This is a genomic window from Paenibacillus chibensis, from assembly GCF_004001045.1.
In the GTDB taxonomy this organism is placed as follows: Bacteria; Bacillota; Bacilli; order Paenibacillales; family Paenibacillaceae; genus Paenibacillus_AQ; species Paenibacillus_AQ chibensis.
Genome location: NZ_BIMK01000018.1, coordinates 150,416 through 170,756 on the forward strand (window position 1 = coordinate 150,416; position 20,341 = coordinate 170,756).

Here is a 20,341-nt window from a genome sequence, read left to right on the forward strand (position 1 = left end):
ACCGCAGCCGAGATGTTGTTTTCTTGCGATATCAGGATGGTCTTGCTTCGAATTTTATATTTTCTGATATCTTAGAATATATCCTTATATATAGGAGTGACGACCATTGTCTTACTACTTGGGTATCGATGGGGGAGGAACAAAAACATACGCCCTGCTCACCGATGAACGCGGTAACGTGCTCGGCAAAGGCCTTGGCGGCAACGGCAATCATCAGATTGACCGCGGCCTCGCCGCGCAAAGCATCCGCGAAGCAGCGGAAGGCGCCCTGGCGGAAGCCGGTCTGCGGATTCATGAATTGTCGCATACCTACTTCGGCCTGGCCGGCGCCGATCGGGAAGCAGATTACCGCATCCTGCATCCGTTGGTGCAGGAGCTCGGTTTTACCCGGAACTATTCCATCAATTGCGATACGATGATCGGCCTGCGCGCGGGTACCGGAAATCCTTACGGCGTGGCGCTCATTTGCGGCACAGGCACCAATTCCGCGGGAAGAAACCCGGCAGGCGAGCATGTGCAGGTTGGCGGGTTTGATTATATGTACGGCGATTTCGGCGGCGGCGGCTCCCTCAATATCGAGGTGTTCCGCTCCGTCATCCGTGCCTGGGACGGCCGCGAGCAGCCTACGGTGCTGACGCCGCTCCTGCTGAGCTTCCTGGGATATGACAGCGTCAGCGATATGTTCGACGATTTCCAGGATCATGGCAAGCATGTGCCTGTTCATGCGGCGAAGCTGCTGTTTAATGCCGCGGCGGAGCAGGACGCCGTCGCGCTGGACATCCTGACCCGCCAAGGCGTGGAGCTTGGAAAAGCAGCCGTCGCCGTGATCCGAAAACTCGGCATGGAGCAGGATGCATTCGACGTCGTGCTGGCAGGAAGTCTGCTAACACGGGGTGATCGCGGCTGGATTCGCGGCCCTATTGAACAGGCCGTGGCAGCCGTTGCTCCGCACGCATCCGTGGTGACGCTCGCTACCGAGCCCGTGGTCGGTGCCGTGTGGTCGGCCATGGAGGCGGACGGAACATCCGTCAGCCCGGAGGCATACGACAACATGCGGACCTTCCGTGATTTTGAGCATATCAAGCAAACGACAACATAATTTCCTATAAAAATAATGTTACAAGACTGGAGTGTGCAGAACATGGCAAACGAACAAGGACTTAAAATAGCCGTCATCGGCGGCGGATCCTCTTATACGCCCGAGCTTGTGGAAGGATTCATCCTCCACTACAACGAGCTTCCGGTACGCGAGCTGTGGCTGGTGGACATTGAACCGGGACAGCGCAAGCTGAATATTGTCGGGAATTTGGCCAAACGCATGGTCGAGAAATCCGGCCTGCCGATCGAGGTTCATCTGACGCTGGACCGCCGCGAGGCTATCAAAGGCGCGGACTTCGTCAGCACGCAGATGCGCGTGGGCATGCTGGACGCCCGCGGCCGCGATGAATCCATTCCGCTGAAATACGGCGTGATCGGCCAGGAAACCACCGGTCCCGGGGGCATGATGAAGGCGCTCCGGACGATTCCCGTGCTGCTGGATATTTGCCGTGATATCGAAGAGCTGGCGCCGAACGCCTGGCTGCTGAATTTCACGAACCCTGCGGGCATGGTCACGGAAGCCATCCTGAAATACTCCAACGTGAAAAGCATCGGCCTGTGCAACGCTCCGATCGGCCTGATCAAGCAAACCTCGGCCAAATACGGCGTTGCAGCAGACCGCATTTATGCCGAATTCGTCGGTTTGAACCATCTGCACTGGATCACCCGCATCGACGTGAACGGCGAAGATAAGCTGGATGAGATGCTGGCCGATACCGCCGGATACAGCGCGAAAAACGTGCCCGCGCGGGAATGGAATCCGGAGTTCCTGCAATCGCTGCATGCGCTGCCATCTTATTACCTGAAATATTTCTACATGACCGATGCCATGCTCGAGGAGCAGCTCGAATCCTTCCAAAAAGGCGGCAACCGCGCGGAAGTCGTCAAACGCGTCGAGGAGGAGCTGTTCGAGCTGTACAGCGATCCGGAGCTGAAGGATAAGCCCAAGCAGCTGGAACAGCGCGGCGGTGCCTTCTATTCCGAAGCAGCCGTCAATCTGATGCGCTCCCTCCACAACGGCACGAACGACATTCAGACGCTGAACGTCGCCAACAACGGCATTATCGATTTTCTGCCGGATGATGCCAGCATTGAGGTCAACTGCGTGGTCACCAAAACCGGCCCGCTTCCGCTGCCATTAACCAAGGTCCCGCCGATGGCCACCGGATTGATCCATGCCGTGAAAACCTACGAGCGACTGGCGATTGACGCTGCCGTAACCGGCGACCGCGGGCTGGCCATTCAAGCCCTGGCTCATCACCCGCTCGTGCCATCGGTTGAAGTGGCCATTACAATGCTCGATGAAATGCTGGAGGCAAACAAGGAATATTTGCCGCAGTTCTTTAAAGAAACAACAGCGAACGCCTAATCGGACGTTATGATACGTTTATAAGAAAAACGTCTATCGACGTAATTTCTCAGAAGACAGACCGCCATCAGCGGATGTATTTCTTGCAATATCACGAAGCCATAGCTCTGTAGTTCATACTTTCTGATATAAGAAAAAGCAGCCCTGCCCGGGATTTACCGGTGCAGGGCTGCTTGTATTTATTTCATGCAAGCCTGAATTTTATGTGCTGCAGCTTATTACGCAGACCCATTTGCTTCACTAGCTTTTATGATAGATGCCCGAAGCCTCTGAAGACAGCATCCTGCCGCGTGATTTGCGTACCAGCAGCAGATAGCACAGTACGGAGCATACATCCGCGCCCGCGATCACGATTCCCATCGGAATTGCGGACGTACTGCCGCCGATCCCGACCAGCGGGCTGACAATTCCGCCGAAAATGTAAGATAACAGCCCAAGCAAAGCCGAGGCGCTGCCTGCCGCATGCCCGTAATCCTGAAGCGCGAGCGAGGAGCTCGCCGTACCTACGATGCCGACGCAGGAGACCACGATGAATAGCGGCGGAAGCACGGCCGCCATAGGCGCCTTAACAGCCAGCAGAAGCAGGAGCGACATGCCGCCGATGGTGGCCAGGGTGATCCCTGTCACAAGCAGCCTCTTTTCGCTCACCCTTCCAGCCAAGCGGCCGGTAATCTGTCCGGCAATGATGATGCCGACGCCGTTCATGGCGAATATGAGGCTGAATATTTGCGGACTCACGCCGTATATTTTTTGCAGCACGAACGGTGATCCTGAAATGTAAGCAAACATGGCCGCCGTGATAAATCCGGAACTGAGCGCAAGCCCCATGAATTTGCGGTCGCTCAGCAGCACCCCGAACGTTTTGATCGTATTCAAAGTGCCACCGCTGGAGCGTTTTCCGGGTGCCAGCGTTTCAGGAAGTCCAAAAAACACGGATAACAGCATGATGATGCCAATCGCCGCCAGCACGATAAACACGCCCCGCCAGGAAGTCACCTGCAGCAGCTGACCACCTACGATCGGCGAAAGAATCGGCGCCGCGCCGTTCACGAGCATTAGCATCGAAAAGAATTTGGTGAGCTCCGAGCCGGAGTACATATCCCGCACGATTGCGCGTGAAATCACGATTCCTGCCGAACCGGCAATCCCCTGAACAAAACGTAAAGCGATCAGCATCTCGATCGATGTGCTGAAGGCGCATAATAAAGACGAAATACCGTAAACCACCATACCGATCAAGAGCGGAATGCGCCGTCCGCGCACATCACTGAAAGGACCAGCCAGCAGTTGGCCCACCGAAAGACCGATAAGGCATGAAGTTAAGCTAAGCTGCGTGAGCGATGTGGTGGTATGCATCGTATCCGCCAGGCTCGGCAGCGCGGGCAAGTACATATCCAGCGAAAATGGCCCGAAGGCCGAGAGCGCCCCCAGTACGATAATCATCCACAGCCGGCTCGTGCTTGGGCGCACGGGCCGTTCCTCCACGCTGTGTACATGGTGTGTTTGTTTATTTATCACGGTTGTTTTGGTTCCCCCTTATGACATTACAGCAAAAGTTCGGCCAGCGTCTCCTGCCACCTGCGGAGGACGGATTCCCCATCCTTCAGCTCAATCTGAATTCCTGTGGTGATTTCGGCATAGGGTGCCGTGTCTGACCGGACCGCCGCAATTTCAGCTTCAAAGCGCTCACGCGGATGCTTGGCCGCAGGGAGCACCGGCAGACAGGTAAGCTGCAGCTTGATGTAATGCACCTGTCCGGCTAGAACAAGAACCAGCGTAGCCTTTTCCGTACGGATCACATTGCGCGCGGTTGTCGTTCCAGGCCATAACGCAAGTCTGACCCGTTTGGAATCCAGGGCCACAATTTCCCCCACGCTGATCATCGCGGTATGCGGCCATTCCTCTTCCGTAACGGTCATCAGCATCATCGCTTCGTGCTGCTTGGTCTCGAGTTCTCTTCCGTTCAGCAGATCGTATAAATCCGCCGAAAGCTCCGGGTTTTGTGTCTGGGCCATCGCAGGAATCCCTCCGCCTCTTGTTATGTTCATTCTATTGTAGCTTATTTGGTCCCGGAAAAAGAACCCTAAAAATTTACATGGGCTCTTAAATCCTGGAACGGGGCAGCAGAAAGCCCGGCGGGAAATCCCGGCCGGGCTGCTTGATTGCTCTCCAATAAATTAATGCAAGTATCCCCGCTCCACTTCGTTCAGTACTTTCCGGGCATGCTCTACCCAGAAATCCTCCAGCGGAGCGTCCGGGTCGACCGGAGGCTGAAACTGGTCGAATACCGCACCCAGCAAATGCGGAGAGGCATGCTTATCCGTGCCTTTATTGTATACATATTTAAACACAAACGGACGTCCCAGCTTTACGGTCGCGTGGCATCCCCCGCACTCCCCGTCCAGATAGCCTTTGGTCACATGAAATGGAATCCGCAGCCACACCATCCGGTCCTGATCCAGGCGTTTGTCCAGATAGCCGTGCTTGTAGTCCCAATTGCCTGCCAGCATGAAATCATGCGTGCACAAGTAGCCGTCGATATCCACGAAACGTTCTTCGATATTTTCAAGTCTGGATTCCAAATTGATCATTAGCTTCGCCCACCTTGCTGTTTTAGTTTAAGGATGGACGTGATTGGTTCGCTTTATACGAAAGGAAGCGCAAGGAAACCGAAAAAAAAGCACCGGACCGTCAAGGTCCGATGCTCGTTTAAGCGGCCATGAAACAGCCGTTTGGTTGTACAACGCCTTATTTATCGGCAGGTGCTGCTGGTGTTGCTGGAGCTGCAGGCTCTTTGGATGCGGCCTGAGCTTTGATTTCTACCGATGCGGACAAGGATTTGCTTTTACCGGAATCGGTCCATACATAGACATAATAGGCTTTCGTTGCGACGATCTTTTCACCGTTTGCGTCCTTATCGCCTTCATTGAAGGTCACCGGTATATCGGTATCATCCACACTTGCCATTCTTAAGGTTTTCATTTTTTTCACCACGGCATCGTAAGAGATCTTTGCCGGGGACAGCAGCACAAGGTAGGACTTTCCTTCTGCTTTCGTAAACGTCACTTCGATGGCTCCGTCCTTGTTCCAGGCTGCTTTGACATCCGTAGGCGCACCATTGCTATTGTCCTTCAAGGTTACCTTAACGGGACCGGCCAGGCTGCTGGAACCCGATTTGGCGACGGACATGACGTAGATGCTGTATTCATAGTTTTCCGCCAGCGCCGTTCCGGCAGAATCCACGGCGTTCGGAATCACTTGGCTATAGTCTGCGCCTACCGGCACTTCCGTATAATTCTGGTTTTTATCGTAGTTTTTCAAGAAGTCGTTCTGATTTCCTTTAACCACGAAAATTCTGTACTGCTGAATATTGCTCTCATCCTTCGCCTTGCTAAAAGAAACCTGCAAGTCTCTGCCATCATGCTTGTCATCGACATCGGTTGCAGTTAAACCACTGACTTGAGGCGCAATAATAATGGTCGTGAGCGTGACATCGGCTGACGCATCGGACAGGGCATACGTATCATGCTTGCTGACGGAGAGGACAAACACTCTGTATGAGGTATCGTTGACAATAAGCTTGCCGTCTGTGTCCTTGGCAGTCGGAGGCAGCGTTAAGGCATAGCTGTTGCTTCCGTTTCTACCCACAAGGGTGTAGTTCGCGCCTGGCACATCGATTGCTTTATTCAGATTAAAGCTGCCGGCTTGCTTCGAATTGACCACAAGAACCCGGTAATGGTCGATATCCGAATCATCGGCCGTACCGTTAAACGTAACCTGCAGATCGCTTCCGTTATTGTTGTCAGCGACATCCTTCGCCGTTACGTTCTTGGCTGCGCCGATCGCATAGCTCTGCGTCAAGGTAATCTGCGCCGATGGTGAAGACAGCGCATTATAACCGCTTGCGCCGACCGAGAGGACGAACACCCGGTATTTAACGTTATTTCGAATCAGATCACCATTGGTATCCTTGGTTCCTGCGGCGAGCGTTTTCGTGAAAGTAGTCTTGCTGCCCGCATCCGTTATGCGGGTATATCGGCTGCTCGATACCGCATTCGCCGCGTTCAGGTCGAAATACGGGTAATCAGACTCCTTCACAACCATAATCCGGTATTCGTTGATGTTATAATCTTCTTTCGCGCGGGTAAACGTGACCTGCAGATCGCTTCCGTCATTGTTGTCAGCGATATCGCTGGCCGTTACACCGGTCGCTGGATACACGCTCGTGTTGGCAACCAGCGTAATGGCCGGCGAATAAGAGGACAGCGCATTGGAGCTGTAAGCTCCAACCGCCAGCACGAACACCCGGTAGCTGACACCGTTGCGAATCAATTGACCATCCACGTCTCTGGCGCCCGAAGACAGAGTTTGCGAAATATTGTATCCCGTCTTGTTCACAGACGTATAGTTAGAGCTCGATACGCTGTTCGCCTGATACAAATCAAAGTAATAAGCGTCAGAAGCCTTGACCACCATAATCCGGTAGCCGTACAGATTGCTTTCGTCCGCGGCACGCGTGAACGACACGCGCAAATCGCGGCCGTCACCATAGTCGGAAATATCCGAGACATTCACGTTCGTCGGTGCATACACGTCTGTATTTCCATACAGAATGATCGTGGAGGACGCCGATGAAAGCGAATAGCTTCCCGAATAGCTTCCCGTTCCAACGGCCATGACGAATACGCGGTAGGCCACGCCCGGACTGATCAGCGATCCGTCCACATCCCGGGCGCCGGAAGATAAGCTCTGGTTAATGTTGTACCCGGTTTTGCTGACCGTCGTGTAATAAGCGCTGGACACGCTGCTGGCCGAGGACAAGTTAAAGCTTCCGGCCTTGCTGTCCTTGACGACGAAAATGCGGTAAGACCCGATGCGCGACTCATCCGAAGACTTGTTGAAGCGTACCATCAAATCGCGGCCGTCGCCATAATTGCTGATGTCCTCCACTTTGGTGATCACCGGCGCGGCAATCGCACTGGCTGTCAGCGTAAACGCTGACGATGCAGACGACAGCTGGGATGTGACATTGCTGCCGTTCGCCACGGACAAGACATAGACCGTATAGGAAACTCCATTTTTGATATATTCGCCGGACGTATCTCTCGTCGTTGAATTTAATGTTGAAGTGATCGTTGTACTGCTTGTTTTGCTGACGGTCGTGTAATTGGAGCTTGCCACCGCATTCGCGGCGTTCAGGCTGAAGCTGCCTGTATCCTTCGTTTTCACGACCATGATGCGGTAATTCAAAATGTTGCTTGTATTTTGCGGCTGATTGAAGCTGACCGAAATATCCCGGCCATCGCCGTAATCGTTCACGTCGCTGGCTTTTACGGCGGTTACGGCGCTTACCGGCACAGCCGTCGTCAACGTGACGGATGGTGAAACGCCGGACAAGGCGCTTGATCCTCTTTTGCCGACCGTGAGCACGAATACGCTATAAGCCTGATTCGCCTTCAACACGTCGCCATTCACGTCCTTGGATACGGAAGACAGGGTAACAACCGGATCATATCCGGACGGAAGCACCGATGTGTAATAACCGGTTGCAAGCGCCTGGGATAACGAAAAGCCGTAAGCATTGGAAGACTTGACGACTAATACGCGGTATTCGCTGATATCCGATTCCCGCTGCACTTTCGGAAAGCTGACCTGCAGATCACGTCCGTCGCCGTTTCTGCCCACGGACTGGGCGGACACGTAAGAAACGGAACCCACCGTCGTATCCGTGGTCACAATACTCACCGTCTGCGTGCCCTGGTTCCAGTTCACCTCAGCGCCAAGGGTCTCGCTCACGAAACGCACGGGAACCATGGTCGTTCCTTTCAGGTTTTGAGCCGGTACATCGAGCGCGATCCGTTGATCGTTGACGGTTGCATACGGCGCACCGATTTTGAGTGCGAGCGTGATGTCATCGCGGATAGCGGTGACCGTGCTCGTCTTTTGATTCCATGATACCTTCGCGTCAAACGCCTCGAAAATGGCTCTCATCGGCAGCATCGTCCTGCCATTAACCATGGTGGGCGCCTGCAGCGGATTCAATTTAACTCCATCCACATACACGCTGATTTTGGGGGCGGCAGCTCCCTGCACCTGTGCCGGCTGCAAAGACAACGATATTACCATCAGCACCGCCACAAGCATAACCCAAAGCTTTTTCACGGTTCTCCTCCTCTATATTACTGAATTGAGTGGCTATATCTATTTGACGAGCGAAACCGGAGAAATGTTTTCCATTTTTTTAAAAAATATATCGGTTCTAAACCAGCCTTTCTAAAACAAAAAAAGCCCTGCCCGCAAGGCAGCGCTTTTTGCTTGTTAGGATTTGTTTTTTTGCAGCTTCATCAGCTCTTTAAAGGCAAGAATAATGGACCAGATCACAAGAATGAGGCCGATGAATTGCAGCAGATAAATGAGATAGGTTTCAAGCTTGGTAACGGATCCGAAAAAGGACTTAAAGAGGGACAATGGCTCCTCTGATGACAGCTGCATGAGCATAAATCCGATAATAAAGCTGATTAAAGTCGTAACTTTTTTCTCCAATGAATGTTGCCTCCCTGTCTTGTTCAGCACGTGATATGTTCCAATATACCTTACATGGTATATATTGTCTATTGTCTCGTGGATATGAAAAATATGCTAAGTAACGTCATCCTCCGACGCGAAACGCGAAAAAAACCCGGCGAATCCGCTCACCATCGCGAGGGATTTTGCCGGGTTTTACGGATGCTGTTACGAGTGTTTATTTTCCGATGGAAACAGGATGTCTCTGGAGCGGAATAAAATGCCTATCCGGAATGAAAAAAGGTTCGCGGTTCACAATATCAGACGGGTTATACCCTCTTAAATCCATTTCACAAGCCGACAGGCCTGTGCTCCATTTGGCCCTGAATTTCTCGGCGTTGGCGAGAGAAGACCGTTTGTAGTCGATCCGGTTGGACGCAAAAGTACCCTGGCCTTCATGATGGATAAAAACATCCTGCGCTACCCACAGACGTTTGCCGCTGATCCGGGTACGGATCGAGAAATCATCGTCTTCATAGTTACCCGGGAAAAAACGCTCGTCAAAGCCGCCGATTCGCTCCAGCAGACTGCGGTGAAACAGCATGCAAAATCCGATGAGCTTATGCGCGTAAAACCCGGTGCCCGCCAGTTCCTGCTGCCGTTTCTGCGCAAAGGCGTCCAAATGATCCGGAAGAGGCCACTCACTCGGAGGGATTCTCTGAATCGGAGCAACATGATTCGAAACCGGGCCTACCATGCCGATATCCGGATCCCGGTGCAGCGCGGCAAACAGGCCGGTAAGCCAATTTGGCGTAACCAGCGTATCGTTGTTCAGCAGCAGGATATAATCGCCTGCCGCTTCCATCATACCCTGATTGGTCCCTGCGGCGAATCCCTTGTTATCTTCGTTGGCGATGAGTTTCACACCCGCCATGGACTCCCAAAATTCCACGGTGCCATCGGTCGACCCATTATCCACCACAATCCATTCCAGGGGCTCGGCCGTGTGGCGCCGGATACTCTCCACGCACCGCCGCGTCATGTCGAGACCATTACGGGTGAGCATCACCAGAGAGGTTAACGGCATATGTACATCTCCTTTGGAGCCGGGTGGGGCCATCGGCCGCCTACATCCCCGACGTGCTTAGAATATAAGGCAGCATCCGAAGCGCCGGAGCGTCAGCCGGCATAAGGATGCCAAGTCCGTTGCAAGCATGCAGCTCATGCCAAGTCAAATCGAAAGCGGTCTCCCGCAAAAAATCCTCGACGGCGGTCAAAACGCCGTTGCGATCCCCATGCTCCAGCACCGCGTTGCTGACCGAGCCGTTGAAGCCGCCCAAGGGAAGAAGCCCGGCATTTCCCGGCAGCATTCCTTGTTTGGCATTCGGCTTTCGATATTCCTGCGGAATGCTCTCCGGATAATAGTACATATCCCGCCTGCCGTACGGCCAATCGACGTCATGCAGCAGCACGATTGGAAAAACTCCGGTTTCCCGGGCCATCCGCTCCACCTGCTTCAGCTCATGATAGACCGTATACCAATTATGATCTCCATCCACCAATATCATGTCATAGGCATCCAGCTTCGGCATCGCCTCGAGGCTTAGCTCCCGCAGCATTTGAAAGTTTTCGCCGTAATAATCCTGCAGCAGCTCCGTGTCGAACTGCGACGCCGGATCGATGACGGTACACCGGGCTCCTGTCTGCTGGCAATAATCCAGAAGCTTGAAGGTGTTCAAGCCTGTCAGAGAGCCGATCTCGACGATGCTTTGCGGCTGCGCGGCAATGATAATCGGTTTAATGACCTTTTCCCAAAAGCGGTGCATACTCACTCTCCTGACCTTAATGAACTTAGGTTTCCAAAATATATGACTTAAACAGGCGTTTGATGCGATTCTCCTGCGAATCCTTCAAATACGATGCGAAGTTCTCAAACGAAAAAACACACCCCTCCGGAGAAAGTCTGTTCATGGATGGAGGGGTGCCGTAAGAATAAGGCCGTTATTCGTTTACGTTGTAATCATCAGCTGAAGCCCAAGCCTGCGCTTGCGTAACCCGCAACCGTGTTGACCAGCGTAAGGCCGGTTGCGGTAGCCTCAAAAACAAGCAGCAGCCGTGTTCCGGCCGTTACAGGAATGCTCAGCCCCGACGTGGTACCGAAAGAAATGGTACCCAAGGTGAGAACCCCTGTTAACGCAGGCGCCAGTGTCACCGTCGCACCCGTTACAGGCGTGAACGTATTGTCCGGCGTCGTGGAGCTGAAGAGCTGCGCCGTCAATGTAATCGTCGATCCGACAAGGCTGAGGGCGGCTGTGGTACTGAAGTAAGCGGTCAGGGAGGTAATCGTGCCACTCGTTGGCACAGAGAACGAGAAGTTAAGCAGCGTTCCGGCCGCACCAGTCAAATCGATCGTGTTCCCTGCCAGCAAGGCTGTCGTGCCCGAGCTGCCAAAGCCGACGAGGCCCACGGTTCCAACCAGACCACCGGCAATCGTCGTCAGTGCCACCGGAAGACCGGAGGCAAACGGAATGACCGCGCCGGAACCTGTCGCTCCTGTTGCTCCTGTTGCTCCTGTGGCACCTGTTGCTCCTGTGGCACCCGTTGCTCCCGTGGCACCCGTGGCACCCGTTGCTCCCGTGGCACCCGTTGCGTGTCTTGCCGAGAAACCACCTGATATGGATGCTTTTTTACAATCTATGTCGTCCGCTGGCTATGAGGTCAAGCATGGCCGCGGAGATACGATTAGCTTTCGTGCAGAGGGACAGCAGCGTTTTACACGGCTTAGGGCTTCTACGCTTGGCAAAGGCTACGGTCAAGAGGATATACGGGAAATTATAGAGAGTAAATCTACTCAAATGAAAGGAAGAAAAGTTAATTTAATTGTGGATATTGAATCTCGCATGAGAGCCGGGAAAGGCCCGGCCTTTGAACGCTGGGCCAAAATATTTAATCTCAAGCAGATGGCAGCAGCCCTACAATACTTGCAGGAAAACGAATTGACGGAATATGAGCATCTTGCGCAAAAGAGTGGTGAGCTAACGGAGCGTTTCCATGCCTTGTCTGACCAAATAAAAAATACGGAAGCAGCCGTGCGGGTTAATATCGAACTACAAGCAGCCATGGTTCATTATGCTAAAACAAGACCTATTTTTGAAGGATATAAGTCCGTCAAATACAGCCGGAAATATCTTGCAGAGCATGGGGCCGAACTTGCCACTTATCGGGCGGCGCAAGATACTTTTCGACGCTTATTGTCAGGGAAGAAGTTGCCTAAAATGAATGCGCTCAAAGCAGAATGTCGGGAGCTTATTGCAACGAAAAAGGACGCTTATAAGGAATATCGAATGGTCCGAAAGAATATGCAAGAAGTTGTGACTGCTAAGGCTAATATTGACCAACTCTTAGGGTTGACCGACGCGCAGAAAAATAAGGAAATGGAGCGTTAGCGACATGACGCAACTTGAGGTGCGAAGCACCTGGCTTCGGGCCACTTTGGCCCGAAGTTGCAGGGTTTGGGGAAGGCACTCCCCAACAAGCAAAGAGGCAAGTGTCAATACACTTGCCCTGCTTGCCGATTAACGCTTACCCCCACTACTACTCGCTCTTTTGCAAAGTTTGTGGCATGTTTGTTTCCCGTTTACCTTCCGTTTACTTTCACTTTTTACAATTTATTTGAAATCGCTGGAAATGTATTTTAAGCCCATGGAAAGGAAATGAATTTATGAATCAGACACCGGTAGTACAGTTTCAACACGCAATGAAAAGAATCGGAAAAAGAACGATTGTTAACGACCTGTCATTCGATATTCAAGCCGGAGAGGTATTTGGTTTCTTAGGCCCCAATGGAGCAGGAAAAACAACGACCATTCGCATGATGGTAGGACTTATCAAGATCAGTCAGGGCGATATTCTCATTAAAGGACACAGTATCAGCAAAGATTTCAACAAGGCGATTCGGAATGTAGGAGCTATTGTTGAGAATCCGGATTTGTACAAATATTTGACAGGGTATCAAAATTTAAAACATTATGCTCGAATGGTTCCCGGCGTCACCAAGGCCCGTATTGAAGAAATTGTAGGAATCGTTGGGCTAAGGGACAGGATTCACGACAAAGTGAAAACCTATTCCCTTGGTATGAGGCAACGACTAGGGATTGCTCAAGCCCTTCTACACCGCCCATCCCTTCTTATTCTGGATGAGCCGACCAACGGTCTTGATCCCGCAGGGATTCACGAATTGCGCAACTACTTGAAAAGACTTGCTCATGAAGAAAGCGTTGCTGTTTTCGTTTCAAGCCACTTGCTTTCCGAAATGGAATTGATGTGTGACCGAGTGGGTGTTCTGCAAAATGGAAAGCTGGTCCGTATTCAAAGCATACAAGACTTCGTCCATGACGGTGGAAGTTCTCTCGTATGTGTCACTGTTGAATCTTCTCAAGTGGAACAAGCAAAAAGGCTGATAGCAACTTTAAAAAAGGAAATCCTGCCGATAAGACAGCCGGGGCAGTTATTGATTCCGTTGAACAAAGATGAAATACCAACCGTCAATAAGCTCCTCATGCAAGCGGGCATTCAAATATACAGCATTCAAGTGCAAGAGCAGACCTTAGAAGATAAATTTTTGGAGTTAACGGAGGAGAGAAAATGATCGGATTGGTTGCCAATGAAAGCATGAAAATATACAGCCGAAAATTGACATGGATTCTTCTATTATTGCTGTTTGCCATCACGATAGGTTCCTCTATCTTAGGTACAATCAACAACACGAACGCAACAGATTGGCGGGCTGAAACCACACAACTTGTCCATCAGTATGAAGATCGCTTGAAAATCACGGAGCTATCTCCAACGTTGCGTACCGATGCTGAAAACAAGTTGAAGATCGCGAAATATCGCTTAGAAAACGACTTCCCTGCACCCTCTAATAATCCGTGGTCGGCTTTGCTCACTTTTTCCGGCTTAATCGAAATGGTTATCGTGTTTGCAATCGTCATCGCTGCGGATATAGTAGCCGGGGAATATACAGCCGGAACGATGAAACTTTTACTGATCCGCCCGCATAACCGCGCTAAAATTTTGTTTTCTAAATATATCGCTGTGTCTCTGTTTGCAATCGTTATGCTGGCGCTTTTGGCTGTATGCGGTTATGCCACGAACGCTTTGTTTTATGGATTGGGCGACATACACACGACAGATTTATTTTTGAACCAGCAGGGACAAGTTGTACAGCTAAATGTTTTGATGCAGGGCATAAAAATGTACGGTTTAAGCCTTTTCCCGATCATGAGTTACGTCACCCTCGCTTTTGCAATATCGACGGTTTTGCGGAACAGTGCTTTGGCGATCGGAATCTCGCTGTTTATTATGATCGTAGGTAATTCCATGATTGAGGCGACTGCAAAAATGGAATGGTTGAAATACCTTCCTTTTGCTAACAGCGACATGAGCCTGTACATTTTCCATCTTCCGGCCAGACCCGAAATGACGCTGAACTTTTCCATCACAGTATTACTTGTATATATCGTTGCCCTGATACTTCTAAGCTGGAACGTATTCAAAAAACGCGACGTATCGATATAGTGGTCATGTTATAAAATTCGTTGGATAATAGAAAAATAGAGATGACCCTGCCAAAGAAAGGAGGAAGGAAGGTTGCGCTCACAAAAAATACTCATCATTGATGACGAACCTGGCATTGTCAAGATGCTGGAGACTATCCTACGTAAAGAAGGTTATGCTGCCATCAGTTGCGCCTTTACGGGGCAGGAAGCCATGGAAAAAATAAGCCATCATTCATACGACCTGATTGTATTGGATGTCATGTTACCCGATACGGATGGATTCCAACTGTGTCAAAAAATCCGGCGGCATACCGCCGTCCCTATCCTGTTTCTTACTGCCCGTTCAAGTGATTTGGATAAATTGACCGGACTCGGGATTGGAGGGGATGACTATATTACGAAACCCTTTAATCCCTTGGAAGTTGCCGCGCGTATTCATGTACAGTTCCGAAGGTTGGAACAATATCAAGCTACAGAGCAGACAACTGAGCTTTATCGTTTCGGTTCTATCGTCATCGATAAAAAGGCCGCTCAATTATGGGTGGATGGAAAAGAAGTTTCTTGTCCGGCTAAAGAATTTGAGCTTCTTCTGTTCTTGGCTGACCACCCTAATCAGATATTTACCGCAGGGCAATTGTACGAGCGAGTATGGGGCTATGACAGCATCGGAGACGAAAAGACGGTTGCCATTCATATTATGCGTCTGCGCAAAAAAATCGAGCAAGACGTAAAACAACCCACTCTAATCGTTACGCTAAGAGGGATTGGCTACAAGTTTGTCCCTTCCAATCAGGGTGATTTGATATGAAGGTAAATTTTTCAAATGGTAAGTTGGTCGTTCGTTTTACATTGAATTTTATAGTACATCAGATCCTGCTGTTCTTGACCGTCTCGTTGCCGGCGGCTTTCTATATTGTCGTGCTAAAGCAACCGGAAAAACTCTTTTTCGTTAACCTGACTACCTGGATCATTATAACGGCTTACTTTCTGTATTGTTTGTTTTATGGTTATTATGTTGCGCGGCCGATGGCTGATATTTTAATAAAAATAAAAAAGTTATCATGTGGGGAGTATTTAATTCTTGACAGGAAAAGGCGCTTTTTCTCCCTCTCAAGTCGTCTTTACAGGGAGGTCTACGCCAATCTTGAGTCTCTCTCCTTGACCTTACAGCAAAATGAACGTAAACGGCAAGAGTTCGAACAGTTGAGACAGGATTGGGCCTCGGGCGTCACCCATGATTTGAAGACTCCTTTGTCTTATATTTCTGGTTATACGGACATGCTTTTATCGGATGAACATGAATGGAGCAATGACGAGAAAAAAGAGTTTTTGCAATTGATTCGGGATAAGTCCACCTATATGGAAGAACTTATCAATGACCTTGGAATTGCTTTTCAGATGGACCAGTCTACTGGTTTTAAGTTTTCCTCACAAAGAATCGAGTTGGTGGAGTTAATTCGCAGAACGGTTGCAGAAGCAGCGAATATGCCTCTGGATAAGGCAAATCACTTTGAAATATTGGGTGGGGAAGAACCCCTTTATGTAATGGGGGATGCGAGGTTGCTAAAAAGAGCCTTTTCAAACTTATTAGTAAATGCAGTTGTTCATAATCCAGCGGGTACATCCATTATTGTGCATATACAAGATAACTCACATGTCCAATTACAGGTCACAGACAATGGAAAAGGAATGGATGAACAAAGCATCGCCGGTCTGTTTGACAGGTACTATCGGGGGACTTCAACGGATACTCCTACAGCCAGCACCGGATTAGGGATGGCGATTGTGAAGCAGATCATCACCGCACATCAAGGAACCATCGATGTCAAAAGTAAAGTAGGTCATGGCACTTCGGTTACTGTTCAATTGCCTCACAGTCAAAATTCAGGAAAAAACTAAACGTTGTGACCAACCTATTTTAAGGGGGTTCTAATATCTTTGAGAGCTTTTATCCAAAAACAAAAGCCGTTATTTCGGTAAAAACCTAACATGTTGAATCGTGGAATGGCGGCTTGCAAGAGTCAAGTCGTCACTTTCTCAAATAAGGAATAGAGAGGGTATATTTTTTATGCCCTTTTTGGACCTTCCAGTGGCGGCATGCGATTGGAGGGTTCTTTATGTTCCACAATCTACTTCATTCCATTAAATGTGAAAGGCCGTCACCCGATCGTGACGATCCGATATAGTAGAAGTTTTCCTACTACATGATTTCAAAAAAGAACCGGAATTTACGGTCGCTAAGTGCGGCCATTTTTTATTCGACACCTTTCGAGGATTTTTCCTAGAAGGTGTTTTTTTATACCCTTTTACGACTATTTGTGAGCTTTATCAACAAGTTTTATCGGACATGCCTTGTTGCTACATCGGGCCTACTTGGCCCGATGTGTTACTTCGTCCCCGTTGTCGCTCCCCTCCACTTCCGTTCGATTTTTTCTCCCAAAAAAATCGAACGGAGGAACCTCATATGGCAAAGATCAATCTGCGAGATTACTACCCGTTTTGCAATCATGACATTTTTCTTGATATTCCTGATGAAGTTGCAACAGTCCTGCTGGAAGCTGAACGTCAGGAAGAAGCCTATCGGCGGCGCATGTACCGTCACAAGGCGCACTATTCTCTTGACCGTAACGATGGAATCGAGCATGATATTTGCTTCGCCTCCCTGTCCCCTTTCGAGGTTTATGAACACAAAATAACAGCCCAACAGTTGAATGTTGCTATCAGCGCTTTGCCGGACAAGCAAAGCAAACGAATTTACGCCCATTACGTACTTGGCATTAGCAAATCCGAGATCGCGCGGGCTGAGGGAGTTTCGGAAAAAAACATCCGCAAGTCGATCAGCCAAGGACTTCGGAACTTGGAAATTCTTTTGAAAAACTTTTATGAATGAGGGTCGGTTTTGCCCTGAAAATGTCACGGTTATTGGAAGGAAATTTTTCTTCCACTAATGATCTTTGACAACTGCATACCGATGACCCGGATACGTTTTATGTATGGAGAAGCCAAGCCGCAAGGGAGCGCCATAACTTTTCAGCGATTTATCGCTTGAAAACGAGCGAGAATACCATCTACGGCAAGTAGACTGTGGTAGGTCTGCCGGGCGACGATCCCATACATGAGATAATGATACTTACGGTTTGAACGCTTCACAGCATTGACCGTCGCGCCATCAGCATGGGGCGGGGTGAAATTCCCATGAGGGCGGTTGCCGCCGCCTGTCCGGGTTATCTTTTATCTGAACTACAGGAGGACGTGCCGGGCTTTTCCGTCCAATAACAGCCCAATACTTCCCGGCACGGTACCTCCCCTATTTTGACATGAGGAGAATCGAAATGGAGAAAAATACGATTTTCGCAGGAATGCTTCCTGATCAATGGAGCAATAATGCCTGCCGCGGGTATGTTATTTGGGCGATGGAAAACTGCGGTTTCGACTCTGATGATATTCAGCGCGTGGTGATGGAATTACATGACATTTTTGATTTCAAATCCACGCAGGAAGCAGACGAGCATTACCGAAACAGTCCTTATTAACTTCGGGCCAATTTGTCCCAAAGTATGCGGGCAGTTGAACAGCCATCCCTTCTACTGACAATGGGGTGGCTGCTTCTGTTTCCTCACAGGACAAACGGGGAAATGCATATATTGCATCATGCACATCAAGGAGGGCATGATCATGATTACTACCGCATTGATTGATTATTTTATGAGCGTAGATATGGAAACCGTAGATACGGAAAAACTGGCCGATATCAGTACGCTTGAATTTGATAATTCTCTCCCGATAGAAAAACGGCCTGCTTATGTTTTGGAAAAACTGAAAAATCCGTTGTGTTTCCGTTGTGTTTCCGTTGTGGCGAAGTGGGTGTAAAGCTTGAATTTGACGATGCTGCACCGCCGATTCAAGAGGTACTCACGAACTTTATGATACGCAAGAAAAGTGGCTTATAATGCGGCTTTGTGCCCTCGACAACATGGTTCGCATTACGCCCAAATGGTATAATAGAGGTGTAATGTGATAGGAAGGAGGACACATGGCCAGAGTAGCCAATAGGCAGAATATTGTAAAAGCAGCTTCAAAAAAGCGGATATGGTATGTAGGCTTTTATATCCGTCTTTCACGCGAAGACAAGCGTGGTAAAGATGAATCCGAAAGCATTACCAACCAAAGACTGATTTTGACAGACTTCCTTGAACAGCAAGATGATGAAGACGAATATACTTTTGTTGGCGAGTATGTCGATGACGGCGTGAGTGGCACGACAGACGAGGAACGCGAAGACTTTCAACGGCTGTTAACCGATATACGAAAGGGAAAAATCAACTGCGTGATCGTGAAGAACCTTGCCCGGAGCTTCCGCAACAATGGCGATCAGAGTTACTATCTTGGCGATTGGTTCCCCCGAAACAACGTCCGATTTATTTCTCTTTACCAACAGCCTGTTGATACGTATAAAGATCCGCAGAACGCGCAAAACATCGCGGTACCGGTTCAGGGCGTTCTGAATGAGGAACACGCAAGAGGAACTTCGGAAAGCGTCAGGAGAACCTTTGACAAGAAGCGTGAAAAGGGCCTGCATATTGGTTCGTTTGCCGCCTACGGCTATCAGAAAGACCCGGAGGACAAAAACGCTCTCGTACTCGATGAGGAAGCCGCCGAAAACGTTAAAAGCATTTATGCTTGGTTCTTAGAGGGCATGAGCAAAAATGCGATTGTTCGCAAGTTGAACGAAAGCGGCATTTTGTGCCCGTCAGCGTATAAGAAAAGCAAGGGCATGAAATACAAAAATCCCAATAGCGAGGGTAGCAATCCTTTATGGTGTGCCATGACAGTAACTAACATGCTGAAAAACCGCATTTATGTTGGTGACATGGTGCAAGGGCGTTATCGCATTAAGAGTTATAAAATTCATGTACAGGAAACGGTCCCCGAAGAGGAATGGTTCATTGTTGAAAATACGCATGAGCCAATCATTAGTCGTGAAGATTTTGCCAAAGTGCAGGAGCTTTTGAAAAAGGATACCCGCACTGCACCAAAGCAAAAAACGTTGTATTTGTTCAGTGGTTTCCTACGCTGTGCGGATTGCAGCAAGGCCATGACACGAAGCCAAGTGAAAGGAAACGTGTATTACTACTGCCGCACTTACAAAGACCAGTCCAAAGCAGCTTGTACGAAGCATACGATGAAGCACAACCATTTGGAACAAGCGGTTTTGTATGCCATCAAGCAACAGGTCTACATTGCGGTTTCTCTTTCCGAAATGGTTTCACGGATTAACAAGGCTCCGCTCCAAAAAAGCCAGTCGATTCGTCTGAATGAATTGATGGCCGCAAAGGAAAAAGAACTGTCCAAGATTTCACGTTATAAGCAAAGTATTTATCAGGACTGGAAAGACGGCGAAATTTCTCATAAGGACTATCGCCAGATGAAAGAGGACTATGAGCGGCAAATCGAAGCCATTAACGAGGTTATAGACAATTTAAAAAAAGAAAAAGCAGAGCTTGAAAATGGCATAGATGTAGAAAACCCATTCTTAGCCATATTCCGCAAACACGAAAACATCAACAAACTGACAAGAGATATATTAATTGAACTCGTTGATTCCATCAAGGTATACGAAAATGGCAATATCAGCGTGAAGCTGAAATTTGCCAATGAGTACCGTAGAGTTGCGGAATACATTGAAGTCAATACCTCAGAAGACGCGGTTTAGAGAACCGCATTTTTAACGGCAGTTTGTTTTCCTAATATAAATGTTCCGGTGGCTCCCGTCGCTCCCGTAGCGCCGGCTGCCGCCAAAAGCGTATAG

At 49.5% G+C, this 20,341-nt stretch carries 20 protein-coding genes; 12 read left to right on the forward strand and 8 right to left on the reverse strand.

From position 1 onward, the window contains the following. Positions 1-106 precede the first annotated feature (106 nt). Both PCH05_RS16025 and PCH05_RS16030 read left to right on the forward strand, forming a co-directional pair. Positions 107-1,099 carry an N-acetylglucosamine kinase gene (locus PCH05_RS16025; RefSeq protein ID WP_127603651.1) on the forward strand — a complete coding sequence of 331 codons (993 nt, stop codon included), beginning with the start codon at positions 107-109 and terminating at the stop codon, positions 1,097-1,099. A gap of 42 nt (positions 1,100-1,141) precedes the next feature. After that, the gene (locus tag PCH05_RS16030) at positions 1,142-2,467 is read left to right on the forward strand and encodes a 6-phospho-beta-glucosidase (RefSeq protein WP_127603653.1); all 1,326 of its coding nucleotides are present in this window, start codon (positions 1,142-1,144) and stop codon (positions 2,465-2,467) included. A gap of 240 nt (positions 2,468-2,707) precedes the next feature. Here PCH05_RS16030 and PCH05_RS16035 read toward each other — a convergent pair whose 3' ends face one another. From PCH05_RS16035 to PCH05_RS16070, 8 genes are all read right to left on the reverse strand, one after another. Continuing rightward, positions 2,708-3,910, reverse strand: a complete 1,203-nt coding sequence (locus PCH05_RS16035) for a multidrug effflux MFS transporter (RefSeq protein ID WP_127603704.1) — start codon at positions 3,908-3,910, stop codon at positions 2,708-2,710. Positions 3,911-4,011: 101 nt separating this feature from the next. Then, the gene (locus PCH05_RS16040; RefSeq protein WP_127603655.1) at positions 4,012-4,482 is read right to left on the reverse strand and encodes a PNPOx family protein; all 471 of its coding nucleotides are present in this window, start codon (positions 4,480-4,482) and stop codon (positions 4,012-4,014) included. Between the two features lie 162 nt (positions 4,483-4,644). Beyond that, positions 4,645-5,058, reverse strand: a complete 414-nt coding sequence (locus tag PCH05_RS16045) for a YugN family protein (RefSeq protein ID WP_127603657.1) — start codon at positions 5,056-5,058, stop codon at positions 4,645-4,647. A gap of 157 nt (positions 5,059-5,215) precedes the next feature. Beyond that, positions 5,216-8,629, reverse strand: coding sequence for a copper amine oxidase N-terminal domain-containing protein (locus PCH05_RS16050; protein WP_246049620.1), 3,414 nt, complete (start codon positions 8,627-8,629; stop codon positions 5,216-5,218). A gap of 156 nt (positions 8,630-8,785) precedes the next feature. Next, complete coding sequence (locus PCH05_RS16055) at positions 8,786-9,010, reverse strand: hypothetical protein (RefSeq protein WP_127603659.1); 225 nt, start codon at positions 9,008-9,010, stop codon at positions 8,786-8,788. Positions 9,011-9,209: 199 nt separating this feature from the next. Continuing rightward, a complete protein-coding gene (locus PCH05_RS16060) occupies positions 9,210-10,058 on the reverse strand; it encodes a glycosyltransferase family 2 protein (protein WP_127603661.1) in 849 nt (282 codons plus the stop codon). A 40-nt stretch (positions 10,059-10,098) separates the two neighbouring features. After that, the gene (locus PCH05_RS16065) at positions 10,099-10,797 is read right to left on the reverse strand and encodes a class I SAM-dependent methyltransferase (RefSeq protein WP_127603663.1); all 699 of its coding nucleotides are present in this window, start codon (positions 10,795-10,797) and stop codon (positions 10,099-10,101) included. Positions 10,798-10,994: 197 nt separating this feature from the next. Further along, positions 10,995-11,477 carry an exosporium glycoprotein BclB-related protein gene (locus PCH05_RS16070; RefSeq protein WP_281278773.1) on the reverse strand — a complete coding sequence of 161 codons (483 nt, stop codon included), beginning with the start codon at positions 11,475-11,477 and terminating at the stop codon, positions 10,995-10,997. 22 nt (positions 11,478-11,499) lie between these two features. Here PCH05_RS16070 and PCH05_RS27720 point away from each other — a divergent pair, with 22 nt between their 5' ends. The 10 genes from PCH05_RS27720 (at position 11,500) to PCH05_RS16115 (ending at position 20,245) form a co-directional block, all read left to right on the forward strand. Beyond that, positions 11,500-12,417 (forward strand): hypothetical protein, encoded by a 918-nt coding sequence (locus PCH05_RS27720; RefSeq protein ID WP_246049628.1) that lies wholly within the window; start codon positions 11,500-11,502, stop codon positions 12,415-12,417. Between the two features lie 275 nt (positions 12,418-12,692). Then, positions 12,693-13,619 carry an ABC transporter ATP-binding protein gene (locus tag PCH05_RS16080; RefSeq protein ID WP_127603667.1) on the forward strand — a complete coding sequence of 309 codons (927 nt, stop codon included), beginning with the start codon at positions 12,693-12,695 and terminating at the stop codon, positions 13,617-13,619. After that, positions 13,616-14,551, forward strand: a complete 936-nt coding sequence (locus PCH05_RS16085; RefSeq protein ID WP_127603669.1) for an ABC transporter permease — start codon at positions 13,616-13,618, stop codon at positions 14,549-14,551. Before PCH05_RS16080 ends, PCH05_RS16085 begins: the two co-directional genes overlap by 4 nt. A gap of 72 nt (positions 14,552-14,623) precedes the next feature. Beyond that, a complete protein-coding gene (locus PCH05_RS16090) occupies positions 14,624-15,340 on the forward strand; it encodes a response regulator transcription factor (protein ID WP_127603671.1) in 717 nt (238 codons plus the stop codon). Then, the gene (locus tag PCH05_RS16095) at positions 15,337-16,431 is read left to right on the forward strand and encodes a sensor histidine kinase (RefSeq protein ID WP_127603673.1); all 1,095 of its coding nucleotides are present in this window, start codon (positions 15,337-15,339) and stop codon (positions 16,429-16,431) included. Before PCH05_RS16090 ends, PCH05_RS16095 begins: the two co-directional genes overlap by 4 nt. 565 nt (positions 16,432-16,996) lie before the next feature. Further along, positions 16,997-17,422, forward strand: a complete 426-nt coding sequence (locus tag PCH05_RS16100; RefSeq protein ID WP_127603675.1) for an RNA polymerase sigma factor — start codon at positions 16,997-16,999, stop codon at positions 17,420-17,422. A gap of 442 nt (positions 17,423-17,864) precedes the next feature. Beyond that, complete coding sequence (locus tag PCH05_RS16105; RefSeq protein ID WP_127603677.1) at positions 17,865-18,065, forward strand: hypothetical protein; 201 nt, start codon at positions 17,865-17,867, stop codon at positions 18,063-18,065. A gap of 142 nt (positions 18,066-18,207) precedes the next feature. Next, positions 18,208-18,402 (forward strand): DUF6870 family protein, encoded by a 195-nt coding sequence (locus tag PCH05_RS16110; protein ID WP_246049630.1) that lies wholly within the window; start codon positions 18,208-18,210, stop codon positions 18,400-18,402. Then, positions 18,393-18,482 carry a hypothetical protein gene (locus PCH05_RS28100; protein ID WP_326068419.1) on the forward strand — a complete coding sequence of 30 codons (90 nt, stop codon included), beginning with the start codon at positions 18,393-18,395 and terminating at the stop codon, positions 18,480-18,482. Before PCH05_RS16110 ends, PCH05_RS28100 begins: the two co-directional genes overlap by 10 nt. An 83-nt stretch (positions 18,483-18,565) precedes the next feature. Then, positions 18,566-20,245 carry a recombinase family protein gene (locus tag PCH05_RS16115; RefSeq protein WP_127603680.1) on the forward strand — a complete coding sequence of 560 codons (1,680 nt, stop codon included), beginning with the start codon at positions 18,566-18,568 and terminating at the stop codon, positions 20,243-20,245. The last annotated feature ends 96 nt before the right edge of the window (positions 20,246-20,341 follow it).

Excerpts from the sequence above, each read along its gene's own strand:
- PCH05_RS16115 (WP_127603680.1), top strand. The coding sequence starts at position 18,566 with ATGGCCAGAGTAGCCAATAGGCAGAATATTGTAAAAGCAGCTTCAAAA.
- PCH05_RS16035 (WP_127603704.1), bottom strand. The coding sequence starts at position 3,910 with ATGATTATCGTACTGGGGGCGCTCTCGGCCTTCGGGCCATTTTCGCTG.
- PCH05_RS16095 (WP_127603673.1), top strand. The coding sequence starts at position 15,337 with ATGAAGGTAAATTTTTCAAATGGTAAGTTGGTCGTTCGTTTTACATTG.
- PCH05_RS16105 (WP_127603677.1), top strand. The coding sequence starts at position 17,865 with ATGGAGAAAAATACGATTTTCGCAGGAATGCTTCCTGATCAATGGAGC.
- PCH05_RS16065 (WP_127603663.1), bottom strand. The coding sequence starts at position 10,797 with ATGCACCGCTTTTGGGAAAAGGTCATTAAACCGATTATCATTGCCGCG.
- PCH05_RS16080 (WP_127603667.1), top strand. The coding sequence starts at position 12,693 with ATGAATCAGACACCGGTAGTACAGTTTCAACACGCAATGAAAAGAATC.
- PCH05_RS16030 (WP_127603653.1), top strand. The coding sequence starts at position 1,142 with ATGGCAAACGAACAAGGACTTAAAATAGCCGTCATCGGCGGCGGATCC.
- PCH05_RS16045 (WP_127603657.1), bottom strand. The coding sequence starts at position 5,058 with ATGATCAATTTGGAATCCAGACTTGAAAATATCGAAGAACGTTTCGTG.
- PCH05_RS16085 (WP_127603669.1), top strand. The coding sequence starts at position 13,616 with ATGATCGGATTGGTTGCCAATGAAAGCATGAAAATATACAGCCGAAAA.
- PCH05_RS16110 (WP_246049630.1), top strand. The coding sequence starts at position 18,208 with ATGATTACTACCGCATTGATTGATTATTTTATGAGCGTAGATATGGAA.
- PCH05_RS16040 (WP_127603655.1), bottom strand. The coding sequence starts at position 4,482 with ATGGCCCAGACACAAAACCCGGAGCTTTCGGCGGATTTATACGATCTG.
- PCH05_RS16100 (WP_127603675.1), top strand. The coding sequence starts at position 16,997 with ATGGCAAAGATCAATCTGCGAGATTACTACCCGTTTTGCAATCATGAC.
- PCH05_RS16060 (WP_127603661.1), bottom strand. The coding sequence starts at position 10,058 with ATGCCGTTAACCTCTCTGGTGATGCTCACCCGTAATGGTCTCGACATG.
- PCH05_RS27720 (WP_246049628.1), top strand. The coding sequence starts at position 11,500 with ATGACCGCGCCGGAACCTGTCGCTCCTGTTGCTCCTGTTGCTCCTGTG.